Consider the following 18,746-nt stretch of genomic DNA (forward strand, 5'->3'; position numbering starts at 1 on the left):
TAAATCAGCGAAACGACTTTTCCACTGCGAGGAAAAGTCGTTTCGAAGAGATGTTTTACTGCTCAAGGACTTTGTACAACTGGCTTGCAATATAACCTTTAGTCCCATTTAATGGGCCAAGCTCTGCATCTTCAACATACTGTTGAGTGGAAATCACGTCATCTTTCAAACCAGTGATGCCAATTCTAACCCGTGATTGTATTCTCGGACCTTCATTACCGAATGTGATCTCAATTTGAGTATTAGAAAGCTGCTCCCATCTAAAGCCAATACTCACAGGTGATCCAGTCACAAAGTTAATCATGAACCCTGAATTGTCTTCGTTGAATGACAGTATTTGATCAATATTTTGATCGTCATCGAAAGCGACAAAATTATTACCTGTTGGATCGAATGCGGCTATCTCGGTACTATTAAGTTCGACACGGCAGGAATGATAGGCGTTTACATAGTCGCTAAAAGTAGTTGGGGGCGTGCTGGCTCTTCGAGCGATGCCTATCGCTGCAGATTTAATAGAGTCATCTTCAAAGACTAACCCTGCCAATACTTGCAAAGATATTTGGTCTAAATCAATACATTCAGAAAGAATTGTATCTAAAGGTGGGTTTTTAGGAGGAGTGTCAACATCAGTATTTTGTAATACATCACTTCGAGCTGGGGCATTTAACGTAAGTGCTGATGGCGTAATCGTAGATGGAAAGGAATATGTGTTAAATTCAACATTGCCCACAATACCGTTGTGCTCAGTAATGATAAATAGCTGTTGGATGTATTTTGAAGTATTAAATGAAAAGACATCGTCAGGTAAAGCAATCACATAGAGTGGTGCATGGTTGCCAATAGTGCGTGTTTGCCATTCTCCATGACTAAAAACGGTAGCTCTAAACCCAGGAACAGTGATTGGAGAACCACTGATTACGGTCTGCTTTTCAAACTCGACTTTATAGAATATAACAGAGCCAGACTCCTGATCTGTTGAGGTTCGACTTAACTCAGCGATGATGTATTGGCTTGCATTGATGGCAACAAGCGGCCCTTTCAAGGTATTAATGTTGCCTTCGGACAGGGTTGTAGAGAACATATCATCTAATCCACTATCTTCAGTTCTCAAACTTCCATCTTTTTGAAAGGGTATCGTCTCAAAACATTGTTCTCTAGGAAGAAGGTTCGGTGTTGGACAGTCAGGAAATAATGGTCGGGTATAAACCGCTGCTACATTAGTTTTAGTAATTTTAATGGCCTTTGCATTGGTAGAGTATGCATTATCGTTGGTGGCCTCTTTCCATTTTGAAGTCGGCCCGTTGCGAAGAAACGGCGTATTAATCATGATGCCATCTAAACTGTGCTGAAACGCCTTATGGATTTGTTGCAATTCAGGGTATTGGGTGTTTACCATGGTAAGGCTGTTGTCGTCATTCACAGACTGCACTTTAAACTGACTGTTGGGTTGCACCCAGCCATCTGCAGTACTGAGATATAGGTAAGGTTCTTTCTCATTTTGTGTGCTTGGTTCAAACACACCATCGTTAGTATTTAAAACGTAGTCAGATAGACTTAGTATATTTGTTTCTGGATTTATCGATTCAGAGCTGAATTTTAAAGTATGTCCAGTACCTACTTCGTGGTTACTGAAATGGTGAATGTGATTGCTTCTGTATAAGTCTATTAAATCAACGGATTCAGATCTCATTTTGTTTTGTAAGTGAGCGTATTGATTTTCTGCATTGGTAAAATCAACAAATGCGGCTTGTTTGGTTTTTCTATCGAGTTGGTTAAAGTGATTAGTGAATACGCGACCATTATGATAAAAACGGTTTGCCGCTCCTTTCAAAAGAGCAATATTTTCTTTCATTCTATCAATAACAAGCGCCATTTTTTGCTTATGTGTAAGCCGCATGGCTTCGTTGTGTGTACTCGCCCTGTCCATATTCATGGCTTGCAAAATATGCCAAATATGAGCTAAATCATGTCGTTTTAAATGACGTTTCCTTTCATCACTTGTTAGGTTTTCATCAGCTTGCTTAGCTAGGTAGTCGTCGTTTGGAGAAATATCACTACCAACCAGTCGCTTTACTTTTTGCTCTGCAGTTAATAGTTCGTCACCTTGGTCAATGTAGTGCTGGACAAGTAAAGAATACGGGCTTAAAAACTGATATCCGGCAGGTGCCATTGAGGTTATGGTGACGGTTTTTAAAGCGTGAGTATTTTGATCCAGAATATTTACTTGGATTTTTGCAACAATAGGATTGCTGTCCAAAATATCTTGAGTGATCCCAGTGAAAGTGGCATATCCATTTGTATCAAAGGCTGCACTTGGCTCATCATTGGTACATTGCTTGTCATTATTAATGTCAATACAGGCTGTTGCGTTGTCACCACTAAAACCTGCGGCTACACGTGCAGTATGACTCACAGTAGGTTGAGAAGGCTCTGTAATAGCTTGAGACGTGTTATCACTGCCACAACCGGCAAGCATAATAAAGGGAAGTAAGACCGAAGTAAGGTACCTGACTTTCATTGAGTGACTCCTTTTACTCTGAATGAATTACCACAAGGTATTTAATAAAAGTAGAAGTAGATGAGCAAAAGTGCCAGATGTGACTTTGGGATAAATACGACAGGATTCAAGAATCCTCAAATCCCATCGTATGTTATACCAATTATTGTAATTGGTATTATAGGGTTACTGAGATGTAATTACATATACTTGACTTGCAATAAGCCCTTCTTGACCGTTAAGTACTTCTGGTTCTCCCGCAGCTAACCAGCTGCTGTTTTCGAAGAAAATCTTAGTTGAAATCAAATTATCTTCTTTAGCAAAAATAGCAATATGTACTCGTTTGAGTGGTGCAGATGAGGTTGATGATGGTACATGGGCGAGAACAATACTGATGAAGTTGTCATTAACAATGGTACTCCAAGTATGTTGTTCATCATGACTAGCACCGTTTTTATTGGCGGTATAGGTCACTTCTGTCGGGCTCGTAAAAGTGTAAGTTTCGGTAACACTTCCATCAACTGAGTACCCTGTAAGAATTTTACCATTAAAGTCTATTGTTCCAGGGACGGCAGAGGGATCTGAAGCAATCACAGAGTTTGCACATAAAAAGGTGCCTAGCAGAAATGCCGTATCTGTGGAGGTGCTTTCTGGTCTTGGGATCCCAAAAGCACTGGTCAGCGTTTTTATATCATCATATGAATTACAACGTGCAAGTTTTTGGCTTGGAAATAACTTCATTTCTGCTGAGGAATCATCACTCGTATTAAGATTACTCAACATATCTTGCAATGCATCGCTATTGACCATTATTTGAGGTGAGTCAGGAAGCGTGTCATTACTGTATTCTGGAGCTATGGTTGCATCTCCATTTTGGGCCATAATATAAGTATTGTTAGCCGTAATTCCACTCAGATCAAAAGCGATTACTTGCTCAGGAACAACGAGTTTGATCATTAATTCAAAAAAGTTTGTTTCATTTGACCAAGTTGAAGAGGTTACAAAATCAGAAGATTCAACATTTTGGCCTTCGGTGTTGGTCGTAAAAGCAATTTTATAGTAGTTCACCGTACCTGAAGTATCACTCTCTTGAGGCCTGATGAGCTCAGCGACAATAAACTCACCATGGTGAGTGGCGATGACAGGGCCTTTCAAGAGGTTTAGATCTCCTCCTGATGCAACAGAAGAAAATGTCAGCTCTGGGAGATCTGTGCTCACAATATCAGAACGCCCGATTTTAATTTCTCCATCATGACGATAAGTTAAGTAATTAAAACACACTGGATTTAAAGACGGATCTAAACACTTGAGTGTAACCGTTCCATCAGCAGAACCAATTTGGCTGTCGACTGCGGTAGATAAATCAAACCCTCTGGCTGTCGGGCCAAATGTTTGATCCGGCATGAACTTACGTATGAGTTCATGGTGGGTAATTGTACCCATCGCTGGTGCATTAACAGGAACATTAGCAAGGTTATATTCATGTGCAGTTAGCGTTTTCGTGACATGTGGAGCCTCTACATTTTTGAACACTAGGCTGCCATTATCATTGACTGTTTTCAGTTTGTAATTATTATCAGGATGAATTATTTGTCCCCCTCTTACCATCATAAATGGTGCTTTAGTGGGTAAGGGTGCTTCATTAAAAGCCCCATTTTGAAGTCGGTATTTTTGCTTAGTTAACAGCTGTGATATCGTATCGAATTTATTAATTTCATAGTATATTTTCGGGACAGCATCACTAAGATCAACACCAACAGACATCAAGTTTTCATCACCCAGTTCTTCGAGAAGATCTGGTGATCGTTTGTTCTGTTTTGCTCGTATTAATTGAATTTGGGCACCTATGTTTTCAGTCGTAAGAACGGCTTGGCGCATTAAGTCGTCATCGAGCTTAAGATTCTCAGGACCAAAATCAGCGCCTTTTAATTGGTGTGCTAAACCGGCCTTTTTCAATTTACGTAGAATTGATGTGAGTTTATCTACAGAAACCAGCACCTTATCTTTGTGGCTGCTTTGAGCGTGCTTAAATTTATCTAAGTGGGCAATGTGAAGTTGAGTCCAGATAAATGCTGTGCTGTGAAGTGATTTAGCATCATCACGTACACTCGCTTCTTGGCTTTCATTGTTTTCTATGGCGATGTAATCAGTATTAGGATGGACAGCCGTAGATAATTTGTTTTGTATCGTTTGTTCCGCGGCACCTTTTTCATCACCAAGTTCAACGAGGTGATGCACCATAGTAGTGACTGGGCTTACAAACGTATAGCCAGCAGGCGCAGTATATGTGAACGAAGAAGAAAAGTTTGCCCCAGTGTCTGCATCTGTTGAAGTTGGATTAATCTCTGCCACTAATGGAAAATTATCAATGGATTTTTGGGTCAAGTTCGGGATTGAAAATGCGCCTGATGCATTGGTGAGTGCTTGTGGCTCATTGTTTTCACATACTTTGTTGGCATTTTTATCGACACATACCAATGCGTTTTCGATATAACCGTCTGCCACCTTTCCGCTCAATGTTACAGTGGGCGTTATTGGCTCTGGTGTAGTTGCTGGGTCATTATCACTACAACCAATCAGTCCAGTTAAGATTGATGTAAGAACTAGAAGGCGTTGAAACTTCATTGAGTGGCTCCTTTACTCATAACAACAGATGCTAAATGCATCTAATAAAAGTAGAAGGAGATGTGCAAATTAGCTAGATCTTGCTGTAATAGCGAGGAAAAATTAATGTTAAAAATGGCTTCTCACCTGAAATCGCCACTCGAAACCGCCAACTTTGGTGCCTTGGGTAAACGGATACGTCAAATCGATATGTGCGACGCTGCCGTAACTTGATTTGGAAGAGTAGAGCCGAGCACCAATACCGATACTTCCAGCAATATTATTTTCTTCATTCAACCTTGCTCGCCCGCCTGTTACATGCCCAATATCTGTGAATAATACCCAACCGAGATCGGCCAACTGATATAAATTGATATTGGGTATATACCTGAGCTCTGTGGTCGCTAGCCATGAAGTATCACCATGTAGGTATTGATCAGGATAGCCTCGTAAGCCATTGTCATCACCGAGCGTGTTGGATAAATCGAGTGGGAGATTGTTGGATTGAGTTAATCGAATTTTACTGTAACTGATCCATTTGGGAGTAATTTGATAATAATATTCAGCTTGGACATTCATTATATAATAATCAGGCAATCGAGTGCCTAGTGTGGCTCTTGCATTCGCATTAAAAAGCCATAAGTGGTTATTCCAACTGTAGCCTTTTGTTGTTTGCCAGCTTAAGTGGTATCCGGGTTGATTCTTTGAAGCACGATCTTCAGTTTCTACACCGAAGCGCAAAAAGTGATACCAACCTAAGTTAACGTCTTCTTTTTGATTGATTAAACGGACATTGGTGAGCACTTTAAAGTCATCTTGCAAATACTCATAACCTACCCATGGATACAGATAGTTTCGACTAGGCCGTTGAGACTGAAATTGTAACGAGTTCATTGACGACTCAAAGTCATGTTGCTCTTTGGTAATGCCTAAACTGAGTCGAGAAATTGAGCGAGATGTTTGGGTATTTAACCAGCCAAATTTAAGATTGATGAACTGGATCTCATGCTCAAATTGCTCGATGATGTTCCCGTTTTGTCTAAAATTATCGGTGCGTTGATCGGTTAAGTAGCTTGTCGAATAGGCAAAAGGGGTAGCAAGGGTATAAAAGGGTTTTTCAAACATAAATTCAAACCGCTTCCCATCGTCATTATGGTAGAAGTCAGCACTAACATTAGCGTGTTTTATTAATTGAAAAGGAGCTGATATTGCAAACAGATAACCACTTCTGTCGCGGTTTGATTGGTAGTTTATTCGTGTACTAATCCCGAGTCCGATGAAGTTGTCTTCTTTGACTCCAATTGAGTATTTTTTCTCTCCATTACTGCGACCATAGTTGATTGTCGGCAATAAAGACCAGTTATCCCATGTTTCGACAACAATGGTTTTTCCTTCACTGTGCCGATCAGACAAAGGATCGGCTTGGGCAATATAGACTTTAGCATCTCGCAGATAAGGTTGTGCCCTCAGTATGCGTTGTGCTTCATCAATGTCTTTTGGTTTGATGATGGCACCCTCGTGGAAATTAAGGTGCTCAAGAATGACGGATTTACGTGTGGTTTTATGTAATTCATTCGCCCAGCGATGAATAAATATCGTGTTTTTAGCGGATTCATCGAAGATACTGTGATTAATGACGACGATGTTATCGACGGTAAAAGTGTTGTTTAGTTTCAAGTTGGCAGAATAAGTAAAAGGACAGCAAGCAATGATAAGACAGTAAACGAATCGATAGATATGCTTGAGCATCTGCGCTCCAAAGTGTCGATTAATACCATTCAATGAATAAATAACACACAGTTACGAGCCAATAGTCAAGAATAGGCCTAGCTTAATTATAGCATCTGAAAGTACACCTTCACCCGTTAGGGCAAAGGTGTCTATGAAAAAGCTATAAAATTATAGTGTTCGAGAAGGGGAGACAACAACGTTGGCAAAAATCAATCCAGCAATTAACGACATAAAGATCAAAAAGATTTGTGAACCTATTTGAGCTTGGTTCAGCATGGTTTCTCCAGAAATCAAGGTGTTTAAGCCAATATAGGTTTTACTACCTGGTACTAAAATGACGATACCTTGTAATAAAGCGATTGAAGCAGGTGCTTTCATCCAACGAGAATAAAGATTGGAATAAACGCCAACAGCTAAAGCACCAAAGAAAATACCTATGGTGTCGCCAATATAATGCCCACCTAGTATTGCTGAAAAATAAGCCACAATTCCGGCTAACACTCCCCAAGGAGAATCTTTAATACGCGCTTTGAACATGATGGCAAGTGCAATTGAAAGTAAAGGTACAGCGGCCCATACTGCACCGTCAGGCAGCGGCAGCGAACTTGTTGATGGAACATAGCCAAATAGTGCATGGCCTATGGCTAACCCTAATACGGCGCCAAAATAGAGCTTAAAAAGTAACATCATGGCATCCATGATGCGTGCCGTTCCAGAAATTAAATCCCTAGCGGCAAGCTCTGCCAGTCCAATGGTTAATGCTAACCCTGGTACAAATACAATGATCCCAGACAAAATGACGACTGGGATATTAATGCTGGGATCGATCAGTGCGATAGCGCAGCAGGATATCGCGCAAAGCATCGCAGAAAGAGGCTCGAGCATTTCTGCCATTTTATTTGAAGATTCAGCTTTATGGACTAAACCAAAAACAAAAACACCTAGTATTGCTGACCAGAAAACATCATTCCAACTGGTGTTCATCAACATGGCAAAAGCACCAGCGGAAAGACCAAAAGCCATCATGGTTAAGGCTATTCCGTATGGATTAGGTTTTTCAGCAATATCATCAAGACGTTCCAGCGCTTCATTTAGATTACGCTGGCCAGATATTAGTTCATCCACTAATTCATCAGTTCGTGCCAAAGCACCCAAATCAAGATCGCCCGGTTTCACTCGAGCTAAGTGGTTATACTCTTGCTCTTCATCGTGATGTAAAACGAAGGTCATTGATGTAGGAGAAATAACAAAGTTGCCCTCTAATCCCAGATTACGAGAGATTTTTGTTAGATGTGCTTCAAGTCGAAACGCAGGCGTCCCAAACTTATGAAGTGCCTTGCCTAACTTGATAATAAACTTGCGCTTTATGCGGAATTCTTGGTCGTTCACTGCCAGTGTCCATAAAAATGAGTTATAACTAAGTTCAATCCTATTAAATCAAGAGATTGTCATTTCAAATTTTTGCGAATAGTAACTGATTTATGTTCAATAAAGCGACTAAAATTTACAAAAAAAGCAAACTTTATAACCATATGGTTTTAAGTCTGCATTTTTGTATGTTTTGTTATAAATGTAAAATATTACAAGTTAATGAAAAAGTTTAATTTGCGGCTTGTTTTTTTAAGCTGATTTTGAGAACAAAATATCCAAATACGCCCGCAGTGACGGAGCCAATAATAATACCTAGTCGTTCATCGAATATTTTGTTTATTCCGGTCGCCTCGAAGGCTAATGACCCCACAAATAAGCTCATGGTAAAGCCAATTCCACAAAGTACGGCTGTACCATAAAGGCTTAACCAAGAGATACTATTGGGTAATTTAGCTAGTTTTAACTTAATGAATAACCAGCAAAATCCGAATATTCCTATTTGTTTACCAAAAAATAACCCTAATGTAATGCCAACAGGGACAGGATGAAGTAATTGCTGCATATCAACACCTGAAAGGTTAACTCCCGCATTGGCAAAAGCGAACACTGGTAACACAAAAAAGGCGACCACAGAATGTAAGTCGTGTTCCAAACTTTTAAGCGGACTCTCGACGGTTGTTGCATCATTTGTTGGTTTGGCTTTCAGTGGGATAAACATGGCTAAAACCACCCCTGCCAATGTGGCATGAACACCAGATTTTAATGTGGCAATCCACATTATTACTCCGATCAGAATATATGGGCTTTTAGCAACGACACCAGAGCGATTTAACCAAGTTAATACTGGCAAGCAACAGGCAACAATAATGAGTGCTAATAATGAAATTTTTGATGTATAAAATAAGGCGATAATCACAATGGCCCCTATGTCATCAAAAATAGCTAATGATGTTAGAAAGATTTTAATAGCAATAGGTACTCTGGAACCAAGTAAAGCTAATACTCCTAAAGCAAAGGCAATGTCGGTTGCCGCAGGGATGGCCCAACCACTTTGAGCACTGGGGTCATTGTAGTTGAATATGAGATAGACAAAGGCTGGCACCACCATCCCGCCAACGGCTCCAACAGCAGGTAAAATAATGCTGTCTTTGTTTGACAACTCCCCTTCTAATAATTCTCGTTTTAATTCGAGACCAACCAGAAAAAAGAATATGGCCATCAGCCCATCATTTATCCACAACAATAAAGGCTTAGCAATTTCAAGGCTGCCAACTCGGACTTCAACAGGGGTGGATAATAGCAGCTGATAATAAGGCTCAAAGGAGGTGTTTGCTATGATGATGGCTAGCATTGCTGAAATCATCAAAATGATACCGCCAGCAGATTCGAGCTTTAAAAACGACGAAATAGACGAGTTTGGAGAATGAGCAAGCATAAGTATTTAACACACAGTAAGTTGTCGAATACTTAAGATAGCAAAAGTGGGAACAGTAAGTCTAAATGAATAGATTTATACTGCGTTTTTAGTGAATAGATTAGTGTATTACATACTGTTAGTAACAATGTTGACGTACTGTGTTAACGTTTGTTCTCCGACGGTCACTAATTCTAATATTTGAGTTATACGGGATGATTTTACTTCTTGAACACCGCCTACAAGCTCAATAAACTCTCTTGCTTGCTGCTCTGTTACTCTCTCAGTTTCAGATGAGAACTTAACGGTTAAGGCAAAAACGTGTGCAGCTGTTGTCAAAAATCGTACACGATCCAATTTATCAACTTTATCCGTCGATGCTGGATTCGGACAGGGAATTACACCTTGATTAAAGACTGATTTATTACCTAATTTAACCGTCAGTAAGTATCCATCTCTAGGATCTTCTGGTGTAATAGGAGTCAGTTTAACGGCGAATGCGTGAGGTGATTGGTCACCAAGCTTATCCTGCATGCGCCACATACGTTTCATTTGACTATCGGGAAGAAAGCCATTTGCCTGTTTTTTGGCGAGCTTAGGATTAAAATGCAACGCATCACAACAGTTTGACCTTAAATCGCCAGAGTTCATCGCGTCCCAAAGTTGTCTATGGACATTTTGTTTTGTGCCATTGCGAAGTAAACTGTCAAAAAGTTTATCCAATATACCCATAGATACCGCTTCATCTTCCGTGGTCGCGGCCATCATTTTTATCATTCGCGCTTGAGATATTTGGGATAAACTATAATCTTGAGATAATGCGGTTAGAAAAGACATAACAACCTCTCGCTACATATCAATTTGTTGGTTATTGTTTACATTGAATCAATAAACTCAATCATCATTGACTTAAATTAAGTAGTTGGTAAATGTGGGATATTGTGACGAATACAAGTAAAGTCATCACTTGTTTTTATTAATAATTAAACTTCCATGCTTATTCTTGTTTGATAACAGTTTCTCTCATACTTTTGTTGAAGTTTGCTATCTCATCATTTACTGATCTACTTCTTTCTGTACATTAATTATCGGCGCGCAATGCTGCTTTGGTCAAGTTAACTTGCTTTTATAAATAAAGTTTAATGTGCTTGCTCATTGATGAATTAAGTCCTAATTTTTTGTTGAAAAAAATCAGTATAAATGGGAGATGATTGCACAAAAAAATAATTAAAAATATTTTATTTATTGAGCCATTAACCGCCCTTCAAGATTAATTTTAAAGGGCGCTGATGAATTAAAATTTATAACTGAGCTCTACACCTAGGGCTCTTGGTTTATTAATAAATGCAAGCTGACCTTGACGACCATAATCTCGTTCGCCACGGGCGCCAACAATAGCGAATTTATTCAATAATACCAATTACAGTAATTAAGTGCTCAACTCAGAGCTAAGGAACTGTCTCAAAATAACTTACCGATTTGTTACTGCTTAAAATTGTCAATATCAAGGCACGAAGAATGAAGTTTAGTTATTCTAAATGAAAAATAAGTAACGCAGAGAGTGGCAGTTTTAAGCGTAACCCTTTGGGCTGTATTTATTTTTGGCTTCTACTGTGTTGTCGAAAGCTTATGTAGAGTAACTACACCACACTTTCTTCGCCTTGTATAAGCTCAAAAATAAACGACAGCAAAACAGGGAAGTTATTTTGGGACAGTTCCTAAGGGATGCTGCGACTTAGGTTATACCGACGTATAATCCAAACAGAGTAATTTACGGTTGCAGCCAAATGTCTACTTCAATTTACCTTTCTAGTGAGTCCAAAAGGATAATTAAACTTGCATCCAGTAAACTTCATGGGATGGAGAAAAGAGTTTTTATGGCCGAAGTATCCAAAACCTTCTGCTGTGGGAGTCCACGCTTAACTGAAACAGAATTTGGCTGGTGTCGAAAGGCTGTTGCGCTTGGGCTTCATGAACAAGAAACGGGCTTCGAGTGTTTCGGAAACTATGACGGAAAACCTCGAAGTGAAGTGAGTCAGCCTCAATTAGAAATAGATATTAGAGCGTTAGTAGATCCTGAATCGCAAGCCGACCCGAAGTTTAAAAATACGTTTGTGTATACCCGAATTACAGCGAAAGGCGTCAGAAAAAAGTTAATTGAAGAAAAAGGCTGGCTACCTGAAGAATTACCTAAAGAAAGAACCATTAACGACATATTAAATCGACTGGGATACAGACTTCGACGAGTCCAAAAAACTAAACCCCAAAAAAAATTCCTCAAACAGACGCTATCTTTGAAAACGTAAACAAAATCAATAAAGAAACAACCGGTAATAAAAAAGTCATCCGTATTAGTATCGACTGTAAAGCGACAGTTAATGTTGGTGAGTATTCCCGTTACGGTAAATCTCGTAGTGCTGATGCTGTTCAAGCGTTGGATCATGATATGGAAATAAAAAAGAAAATGATCCCGTTCGGAATTCTTAACCTCGACAATGATCAACTTCATGTTTTTTATGGCAACTCAAATAAAACAAGTGACTTCATTTGTGACGCACTTGAATGGTGGTGGGATTCAGTTAAAAGTGAAAATCTAGAAGTGGAAGAACTCATTATTTTTTCAGATAATGGTCCTGAAAATAGTGGCTGTCGTACTCAATACCTGTTTAGATTAGTAGCGTTTAGTGAACAATCGAAACTCAAGATTCGAAACGTCTACTACCCGCCATACCACAGTAAGTACAACCCGATAGAACGAGTCTGGTCATCGTTAGAGAGGCATTGGAATGGCACATTACTGAGTACAGCCAAAACGGTAATAGAATGGACAAAAACAATGACATGGAAAGCGATGAGCCCAGTAGTCAATTTAATTGATAAAATTTACTCAAAAGGAGTCAAGCTCAATAACAAAGAAAAAGAAGAGCTGGAAAGTAAAATAGTCAGAAATAGTGAATTACCAAAGTGGGATCTTACAATCACTCCAATTGCGGTAGATTTTTAAATGCTAGATCCCTAAGTACCTGACCATAAGTTTCTTAAGATTTTCTAGTGCCCAGTTTCAGCACTCTACGGTCTTGCAACTTCGGTTACATATCTACGGCTATGCGCCCTACATTTCGTCTTGTATAGCACTAAATCTGAACACAATAATTATCAAAGGACTTATCGACAGGTACTTATGTATGTGCTCAAAGTGCAATCGAAATTGATGAATGCATAGTCATGACGTTTGATACCATGAATCCGATCTACTGACTCTCCCTTAAAAGGCGTCCAAGTAACAGCTAACCGAACACTGGTTTTAAGAAGCTCAGTAAACTCATTGAGTGCAGCTGAGACTGTAATGTTGTACGTGTTTGAACACCATAATATTTGCATAAGAGTATACTTAAACAGAGTTACTACTTGTATATATAACAAATAGTGACTGACATTCTGCTGTATTAAGGCATGATATAAACGAAAACTTTTTATAGCTAAAAAGTATTTATAAATAGCTATTAATTAATCTGAGGTAAACCCCCAGCTCAGCTGGGGAGACTCGCATAGGTTCCACCTTTACGACGGTATCGCTATCTTCTTAGCTCGACCAAAAGCTAGAAGGTAGTACCTATGCGAGATTATAAGAGTTTGTCTCATACTAGATGGGATTGTAAATACCATGTCGTTTTTATTCCAAAGAGAAGACAAAAACTGATTTTTGGTGCAATCAGAAAACACTTCGGTGATGTATTTCATAACTTAGCAGCTCAAAAAGGAATTGTAATAGAAGAAGGGCACTTGATGATTGATCATGTTCATATGTGTTTAAGTATTCCGCCCAAATATTCAGTTTCAAATGTAGCAGGTTTTACAAAAGGCAAAAGCGCAATATCAATTGCCAGAAACTTCAAAGGTCGGCAACGAAATTTTGCTGGAGAGGAGTATTGGGCTCGAGGATATTTTGTTTCAACAGTCGGTTTAGATGAAACAATGGTGCGAGAATATATTCGAAATCAAGAAAAAGATGATGCTCATCGAGATCAACTAAAGTTCGGAATTTAGCGCGCCTTGGGCGCAATTTGAGCCCTTCGAGGGCGTAACATAATAAGCCTCCGGCTTAGCCGGAGGTAATTTAACTTGTTTTTTTATTGTTTAAGGGCGCGAGTATTCGAATAACAGTATTTTTGTAATTAAATTCTTGAATTTTGATTTTTTATTCATAATTTGATGGGGTGGTTGGTTGAAAGTTAAATGGTGATAATTTTGATGCTTAAACAAGGCATTTTTGGGAAGGTATGGGGTGAACAAAAAAACTATCTGTGATATTTTACAGCTGAATTATCATACTCTCTAAAAAATGTATTTATATATTATTACAACAAGGAAAATTGTAATGAAGAAAATTATAGGATTATCTGCGCTCGTCAGTATCATGTTTGTTTCTGGTTGCTCGACAACAAACTCTATTCCTTACAAAGCTTCTACAGCTAATGTTATTACGATTCAACAAGCGATTGCTGATTCGGGAGAAAAAATTACACTAGGTGATATTAAACCTGCTGCTGGTGTCGATGAAAGTCCAATGTGCAGATTGATGGGCCCCGTAAAAGTGGCTCCAGGAAAGACACTTTCTCAGTATATTAAAGATGCGTTTCAAGAAGAGTTATTCTTAGCACAAGTCTATGATGTAAATTCGAAAAATGTTATTAGTGCAGAAGTTACAGAAATTAAGTTCAGCTCTATCTCACCAGCAAGCTGGAAAATAGGAATGCGAGTTTCTTCTAACAACTCAAATTCATATGAAGTTTCTACAGATTATCGTTTTGATACGAGCTGGGATGCGTATTCCGCTTGTCAAAATGTTGCTGACGCCTTTGGCCCTGCAGTGCAAAACTTACTAAAACAAGTTGTTTCAGATCCTAAGTTCAAGACATTAACTAAGTAAGCATTTAGGTAAAAGGCTGGCTTAATTTCGAGCCAGCTTTTTTGCTTATTTTAACTGGTTAGTATTTAAAGTTCATTAATACTCTGTTTCAGTTGTATTCCCTCATCAGTTACAATCGCTTCTAAGGTTTGGATACGCTGTTTTAGTTGCGAGTGTTCTTGTTGAAGTTCAATAATTTGCTGCTTTAATGCAAGATTTGTCTTCGATTGTTTAGCAAATTGTGCTTTAGCGTTAAAGTAATGTTTTAATGCGCCAGCTGCGACACACACAAAAACAATCAGGGTAATCGCGGTATTGTCGTCCATGTTCATTTATCCTTCCTTAGTATCTCGAATTCCATATATTAACCTAAATAAATCGGTTGAACGCACAATTTAACTTTAAATTATTGAAGTTAAGTACAAAATTAAACAACTCTAATTCACCCATCAGTTGAGTGCTGAACATTCATATACTTGCCAAAATCACCGCTAGCTGAGTTATAAATTTTGCAAGTAGAAACGAAGTAACGACAGTTTTGTATGTCGGTAACCACTACTTGCTGCTATTCATGCCTTACTATCAGTAAGTTTTTCTGCGTATATTAACGCTCTCAACCGATTTATATAGGATTAATTAACCTGAACTCAGGTTAATTAGCGGTAAAGTCCTTTTAAGATAATTTTACCGCTTTCAAAAACCTACAGCCCAAAAATGATTTTTTCACTTCGAAGTGATTTTTTCATTCCCCAAATGAGCGAACCAGCAATAGCCAATGTTGCTGCGGTGGAGGCTAATAACTGAGTCATGGGTAAGCCTTTACCTTTAATGAAGCTGGCCAACGCTTGCTGCTGACCTGATACTGGCAACCATTGCATGACTTCTGGCGCAATATTATAGCTAGCTGCCATAGAAAGCATCATTGGCACTATGAGTACTAACGTAATGTAAGTTTGTGCTTCTTTGAAACTCTTTGATAAGAAAGACACAAACAATTGTATTGACGCGGCCATTATGGCTACAGGCAGAGCAACCAGTACCATTAGTAAAATAAACTCAAGGCTAATCGTAATACTAAAGCCCATTTCTTCCCATGGTATCATTGGATAAACAAACTTCGAAACGACCATATTTAACAGCAGTGCGCCCATGCCAAAAATGGATACTCCAGCGACTTTAGATAGGATGATTTGTCCAGTCGATAGCGGATGACTGAGTAGCAAGGCTAATGAATTACGCTCACGCTCCCCAGCACTGGTATCGATAGCGAGGTTCATGCCACCAATGAACACTGAATAAATCATCATCATGATCACCATTCTAAGTAAAAAGCTGCCTTTGGTGCTTGGCGTGGCTTGATCATGTTCTTGGATACTCAGGGGTTGAACAACAGCAGGATTGATGCCTCGTGCGATTAACCGTAAGCTGCCCATTTCGCTGCTGTAACGTTGTAAATGACGCTTCAGACGGCGAATTGATTGTTGCAATTTTTGCTCTGAATTATCAGCAACAACAATGACTGTTGCTGGTATGCCTTTAGCCATATTTTCTGCATAGCTCGGATCGATGATCAAAGTGATGTCTTTACGATCGTCAACGTCATCTGAGTGGCTAATATCAGCACTGTTAAGATAACGAATGAGATCTGGTGCGTTACTTGGGTTTTGGATTTCAATTTTCAAATCATCAGGGCTCGACATTTGGTTTATTAGAATCATAAATAAACCACACACCATGATGGGCGAACCTAAGGCATACCACAAACCAGCCATGACAGAACGTTTATCACGAATGGCGTCCACCAATTCTTTTTTAATTAGGGTATTTAATATGCTCATTATGCTGCGATCCCTTCGTCTGTACCGATAAGCTGTATAAATGCATCTTCAAGTGAGGTTTTTCCTGTTTGTTGGCAGAGTTCATCTGGGCTGCCAATTGCAACGACTTTTCCGTTTGCCATTACAATTACTTGATCACATAACGCGGCGACTTCTTGCATGACGTGACTGGAAAATAAAATACAGTGTCCTTGTTGCTTCAAATTCTGCAAGCAATCACGGAGTAAGCGCGTGCTCATAACATCTAAGCCACGCGTCGGCTCATCCAGAATAATGTTACTTGGCTGATGAACGATGGCTTGCGCTAAGGCGGTTTTCATTTGTTGTCCTTGTGAAAACCCCTTACAGCGACGATCGGCAATATCATCGAGCTTTAATTGTTCAATGACGTTTTGGGTTGCTGTTTTGGCTTCGACTGTGGACAAGCCACTTAATGTAGCAAAATAGCTGATGTATTCTCTAGGAGTTAAACGTTCATAAAGCCCAAATGGATCAGGAAATAACCCTAATTGTTGTTTGGCTTCAATGGGGTTGATGGCGACATCAATGCCTTCGATTTCAGCGGTGCCAGAGTCTGGCTGTAATAGGCCAAACAGAGTACGTAAACAGGTGGTTTTACCGGCACCGTTAGGACCTAATAGTCCGGTTATTTGACCGTTTTCAGCACTGAAACTCAGATCGTCTAAGGCTTGAACGTCGCCGATACGTTTTGTTAAGTTGGTTACTTTTATCATGGCTTAATCCTTGGCCTTATCTGATTCTGTAAAGGTTTGGTTTTTTGAAGGTACTGCAGATTCTGAAGGAAGAACCTCCACGCTGCTGGCATTTAAATAAAAACTTCGGCTGACGTCTTTATCGAGGCAGCTGCCATCAATATCTTTTACTGTTCCAGAAGTCACTAAGTCTGCGATGAGCTGGTTAGCACAAGATTGTGCGGCAACATTATGAGTTGCATACGGCGCGACAAGATGAAGCGAGTTGGCTAATTTAGCTGTGGCCAAATCTCCCCATGCTGGTGGTGTTGCTGGATCTAATTCACCGGACAATAATAGCGTTGGAATATCACTGCTAATCGGCTCACTAAAGCTATGCTCTACTGTTGGCATCTTCCAAATTTCACAGGTTTCTTCGATGCCCTTTAGCATGGTTTTGCCCGTATAAGTGGCTTGCATTTGAGTACGAATTTTATCTGTGATCCGAGGCAAATCTTCACCGCATACCACGGATGCATGCATACCCATGGCTAAGTCTAGGCTTCCAATTGACAGAGAATACAAACCTAACATTGCTTGCATATCACCTTGACTGGCTTGATATATAGCATGTGGTAATAGCGCACGAGTACTGGTGCTATATAAGGCTAAGCGAATGCTGGTTTGAAACTTACTTCGAGTGAACACCAGCTCAGTTTTTTCGCTGGTATAAGGATCTGACACCATTCCTTTGTACGGGGCTACGGCCAATTGAGCGTCCACATCGTTTAAGGCTTGTTGTAAATTTGGAAATTGTTCATTGCAAGTCGCACTTTGTTTGCAGTCTTTGATCATTAATTGTGTTGCCCGCTCAATGGCATTACTGATCGCAAACACGCTTTGTTGCATTGGTACTACACCATCGAGGGATACTGTGGCAATGCTTTGGGGATAATGACGCATGTATAGCTGAGCCATGCGTGTACCATAAGATACACCATAGATATGCAGTTTTTGATAACCCAAATGTTGGCGTACGGCTTCAAAGTCGGTCAATGCTATTTCACTACCGTATTGAGTGACGTCATTGTCGCTGGCTTGTAGGCATTTTTTAGTTTCAGCGGGTGTATCAAGATCATCATCGTTGTATGTAAGCGCATTTATATCACCAACTTCGCAGCTCAAAATATTAGAACGGCCAGTGCCACGTTGATCGATCAATAAAATATCACGTTGTTCTCGGACTTGACTGAGCATGCGATCAAAACCCGCCGCATTATCAAGGGCTGATTGTCCAGGGCCACCTGCAATCGCTAACATAGCTTCTTGAGGATAAGAGGGCTTAATGGCTGGGATCACCGCATAATGGATGTCAATTTGTTTGCCATCAGGTTTATTGGGGTTTTCAGCCACCTTAATACTGCCGCAGATAAGCCGATCGCTGACGCCTTTGAGGTAGCAATGCTCTATTGGTTTACTGGCTACATTCAAATCACTTACTGGCTCATCGGCAATGGCGACTACCGTAAATAAAGAAATGAAAACAGACAGTGAGGCAAGCATTACACTCATGGTAACCCCAAACTTGTTGCTATTGCTTGCCTTATTATTGCGGCTGGCAACCATTATGGTGGGGGATTGATCTGCCGATGTTGTTGAAACGGCAGAGGCTCGATGATCCATACTAAGT

The 18,746-nt window shown here is 39.7% G+C and carries 12 protein-coding genes and 1 pseudogene; 3 read left to right on the forward strand and 10 right to left on the reverse strand.

The features are described from left to right. Positions 1–55 precede the first annotated feature (55 nt). The 6 genes from E2I05_RS01160 to E2I05_RS01185 all read right to left on the reverse strand — a co-directional run bounded on the left by E2I05_RS01160 (position 56) and on the right by E2I05_RS01185 (position 10,454). On the reverse strand, positions 56–2,518 hold the full coding sequence (locus E2I05_RS01160; protein WP_121854796.1) for a hypothetical protein: 2,463 nt from the start codon (positions 2,516–2,518) through the stop codon (positions 56–58). Positions 2,519–2,683: 165 nt separating this feature from the next. After that, complete coding sequence (locus E2I05_RS01165; protein ID WP_121854797.1) at positions 2,684–5,122, reverse strand: hypothetical protein; 2,439 nt, start codon at positions 5,120–5,122, stop codon at positions 2,684–2,686. A gap of 108 nt (positions 5,123–5,230) precedes the next feature. Beyond that, positions 5,231–6,850, reverse strand: coding sequence for a ShlB/FhaC/HecB family hemolysin secretion/activation protein (locus E2I05_RS01170; RefSeq protein WP_243641143.1), 1,620 nt, complete (start codon positions 6,848–6,850; stop codon positions 5,231–5,233). 150 nt (positions 6,851–7,000) lie between these two features. Then, on the reverse strand, positions 7,001–8,221 hold the full coding sequence (locus E2I05_RS01175; protein WP_121854798.1) for a threonine/serine exporter family protein: 1,221 nt from the start codon (positions 8,219–8,221) through the stop codon (positions 7,001–7,003). Between the two features lie 211 nt (positions 8,222–8,432). Continuing rightward, positions 8,433–9,638, reverse strand: a complete 1,206-nt coding sequence (gene nhaA, locus E2I05_RS01180; RefSeq protein WP_121854799.1) for a Na+/H+ antiporter NhaA — start codon at positions 9,636–9,638, stop codon at positions 8,433–8,435. Between the two features lie 108 nt (positions 9,639–9,746). Further along, positions 9,747–10,454, reverse strand: coding sequence for a hypothetical protein (locus E2I05_RS01185; protein ID WP_121854800.1), 708 nt, complete (start codon positions 10,452–10,454; stop codon positions 9,747–9,749). A 1,040-nt stretch (positions 10,455–11,494) separates the two neighbouring features. Here E2I05_RS01185 and E2I05_RS22400 point away from each other — a divergent pair. The 3 genes and pseudogenes from E2I05_RS22400 (at position 11,495) to E2I05_RS01205 (ending at position 14,547) form a co-directional block, all read left to right on the forward strand. Continuing rightward, positions 11,495–12,621, forward strand: a pseudogene (locus E2I05_RS22400) (ISAzo13 family transposase). A 611-nt stretch (positions 12,622–13,232) separates the two neighbouring features. After that, entirely contained in the window at positions 13,233–13,664 is a 432-nt protein-coding gene (gene tnpA / locus E2I05_RS01200; protein WP_121853672.1) for an IS200/IS605 family transposase, read from the forward strand. A 331-nt stretch (positions 13,665–13,995) separates the two neighbouring features. After that, a complete protein-coding gene (locus E2I05_RS01205; RefSeq protein WP_121853671.1) occupies positions 13,996–14,547 on the forward strand; it encodes a hypothetical protein in 552 nt (183 codons plus the stop codon). Between the two features lie 65 nt (positions 14,548–14,612). On the opposite strand, the gene E2I05_RS01210 is transcribed toward E2I05_RS01205, so the two are convergent. The 4 genes from E2I05_RS01210 to E2I05_RS01225 all read right to left on the reverse strand — a co-directional run bounded on the left by E2I05_RS01210 (position 14,613) and on the right by E2I05_RS01225 (position 18,739). Further along, positions 14,613–14,858, reverse strand: a complete 246-nt coding sequence (locus tag E2I05_RS01210; protein WP_121853670.1) for a hypothetical protein — start codon at positions 14,856–14,858, stop codon at positions 14,613–14,615. A gap of 369 nt (positions 14,859–15,227) precedes the next feature. After that, positions 15,228–16,364 carry an ABC transporter permease gene (locus E2I05_RS01215; protein ID WP_121853669.1) on the reverse strand — a complete coding sequence of 379 codons (1,137 nt, stop codon included), beginning with the start codon at positions 16,362–16,364 and terminating at the stop codon, positions 15,228–15,230. Next, positions 16,364–17,098 carry an ABC transporter ATP-binding protein gene (locus E2I05_RS01220; protein WP_121853668.1) on the reverse strand — a complete coding sequence of 245 codons (735 nt, stop codon included), beginning with the start codon at positions 17,096–17,098 and terminating at the stop codon, positions 16,364–16,366. The genes E2I05_RS01215 and E2I05_RS01220 overlap by 1 nt, the downstream gene beginning before the upstream one ends. A gap of 3 nt (positions 17,099–17,101) precedes the next feature. Beyond that, positions 17,102–18,739 carry an alpha/beta hydrolase gene (locus tag E2I05_RS01225; RefSeq protein ID WP_121853667.1) on the reverse strand — a complete coding sequence of 546 codons (1,638 nt, stop codon included), beginning with the start codon at positions 18,737–18,739 and terminating at the stop codon, positions 17,102–17,104. Positions 18,740–18,746 lie beyond the last annotated feature (7 nt).

It is taken from the genome of Parashewanella spongiae, from assembly GCF_004358345.1.
Classification (GTDB): domain Bacteria; phylum Pseudomonadota; class Gammaproteobacteria; order Enterobacterales; family Shewanellaceae; genus Parashewanella; species Parashewanella spongiae.

Bases quoted from the DNA above. Each gene is read 5' to 3' on its own strand.
- nhaA (WP_121854799.1), bottom strand. From the start codon at position 9,638: ATGCTTGCTCATTCTCCAAACTCGTCTATTTCGTCGTTTTTAAAGCTC.
- E2I05_RS01220 (WP_121853668.1), bottom strand. From the start codon at position 17,098: ATGATAAAAGTAACCAACTTAACAAAACGTATCGGCGACGTTCAAGCC.
- E2I05_RS01185 (WP_121854800.1), bottom strand. From the start codon at position 10,454: ATGTCTTTTCTAACCGCATTATCTCAAGATTATAGTTTATCCCAAATA.
- E2I05_RS01205 (WP_121853671.1), top strand. From the start codon at position 13,996: ATGAAGAAAATTATAGGATTATCTGCGCTCGTCAGTATCATGTTTGTT.
- E2I05_RS01170 (WP_243641143.1), bottom strand. From the start codon at position 6,850: ATGCTCAAGCATATCTATCGATTCGTTTACTGTCTTATCATTGCTTGC.
- E2I05_RS01225 (WP_121853667.1), bottom strand. From the start codon at position 18,739: ATGGATCATCGAGCCTCTGCCGTTTCAACAACATCGGCAGATCAATCC.
- tnpA (WP_121853672.1), top strand. From the start codon at position 13,233: ATGCGAGATTATAAGAGTTTGTCTCATACTAGATGGGATTGTAAATAC.
- E2I05_RS01215 (WP_121853669.1), bottom strand. From the start codon at position 16,364: ATGAGCATATTAAATACCCTAATTAAAAAAGAATTGGTGGACGCCATT.
- E2I05_RS01160 (WP_121854796.1), bottom strand. From the start codon at position 2,518: ATGAAAGTCAGGTACCTTACTTCGGTCTTACTTCCCTTTATTATGCTT.
- E2I05_RS01165 (WP_121854797.1), bottom strand. From the start codon at position 5,122: ATGAAGTTTCAACGCCTTCTAGTTCTTACATCAATCTTAACTGGACTG.
- E2I05_RS01210 (WP_121853670.1), bottom strand. From the start codon at position 14,858: ATGAACATGGACGACAATACCGCGATTACCCTGATTGTTTTTGTGTGT.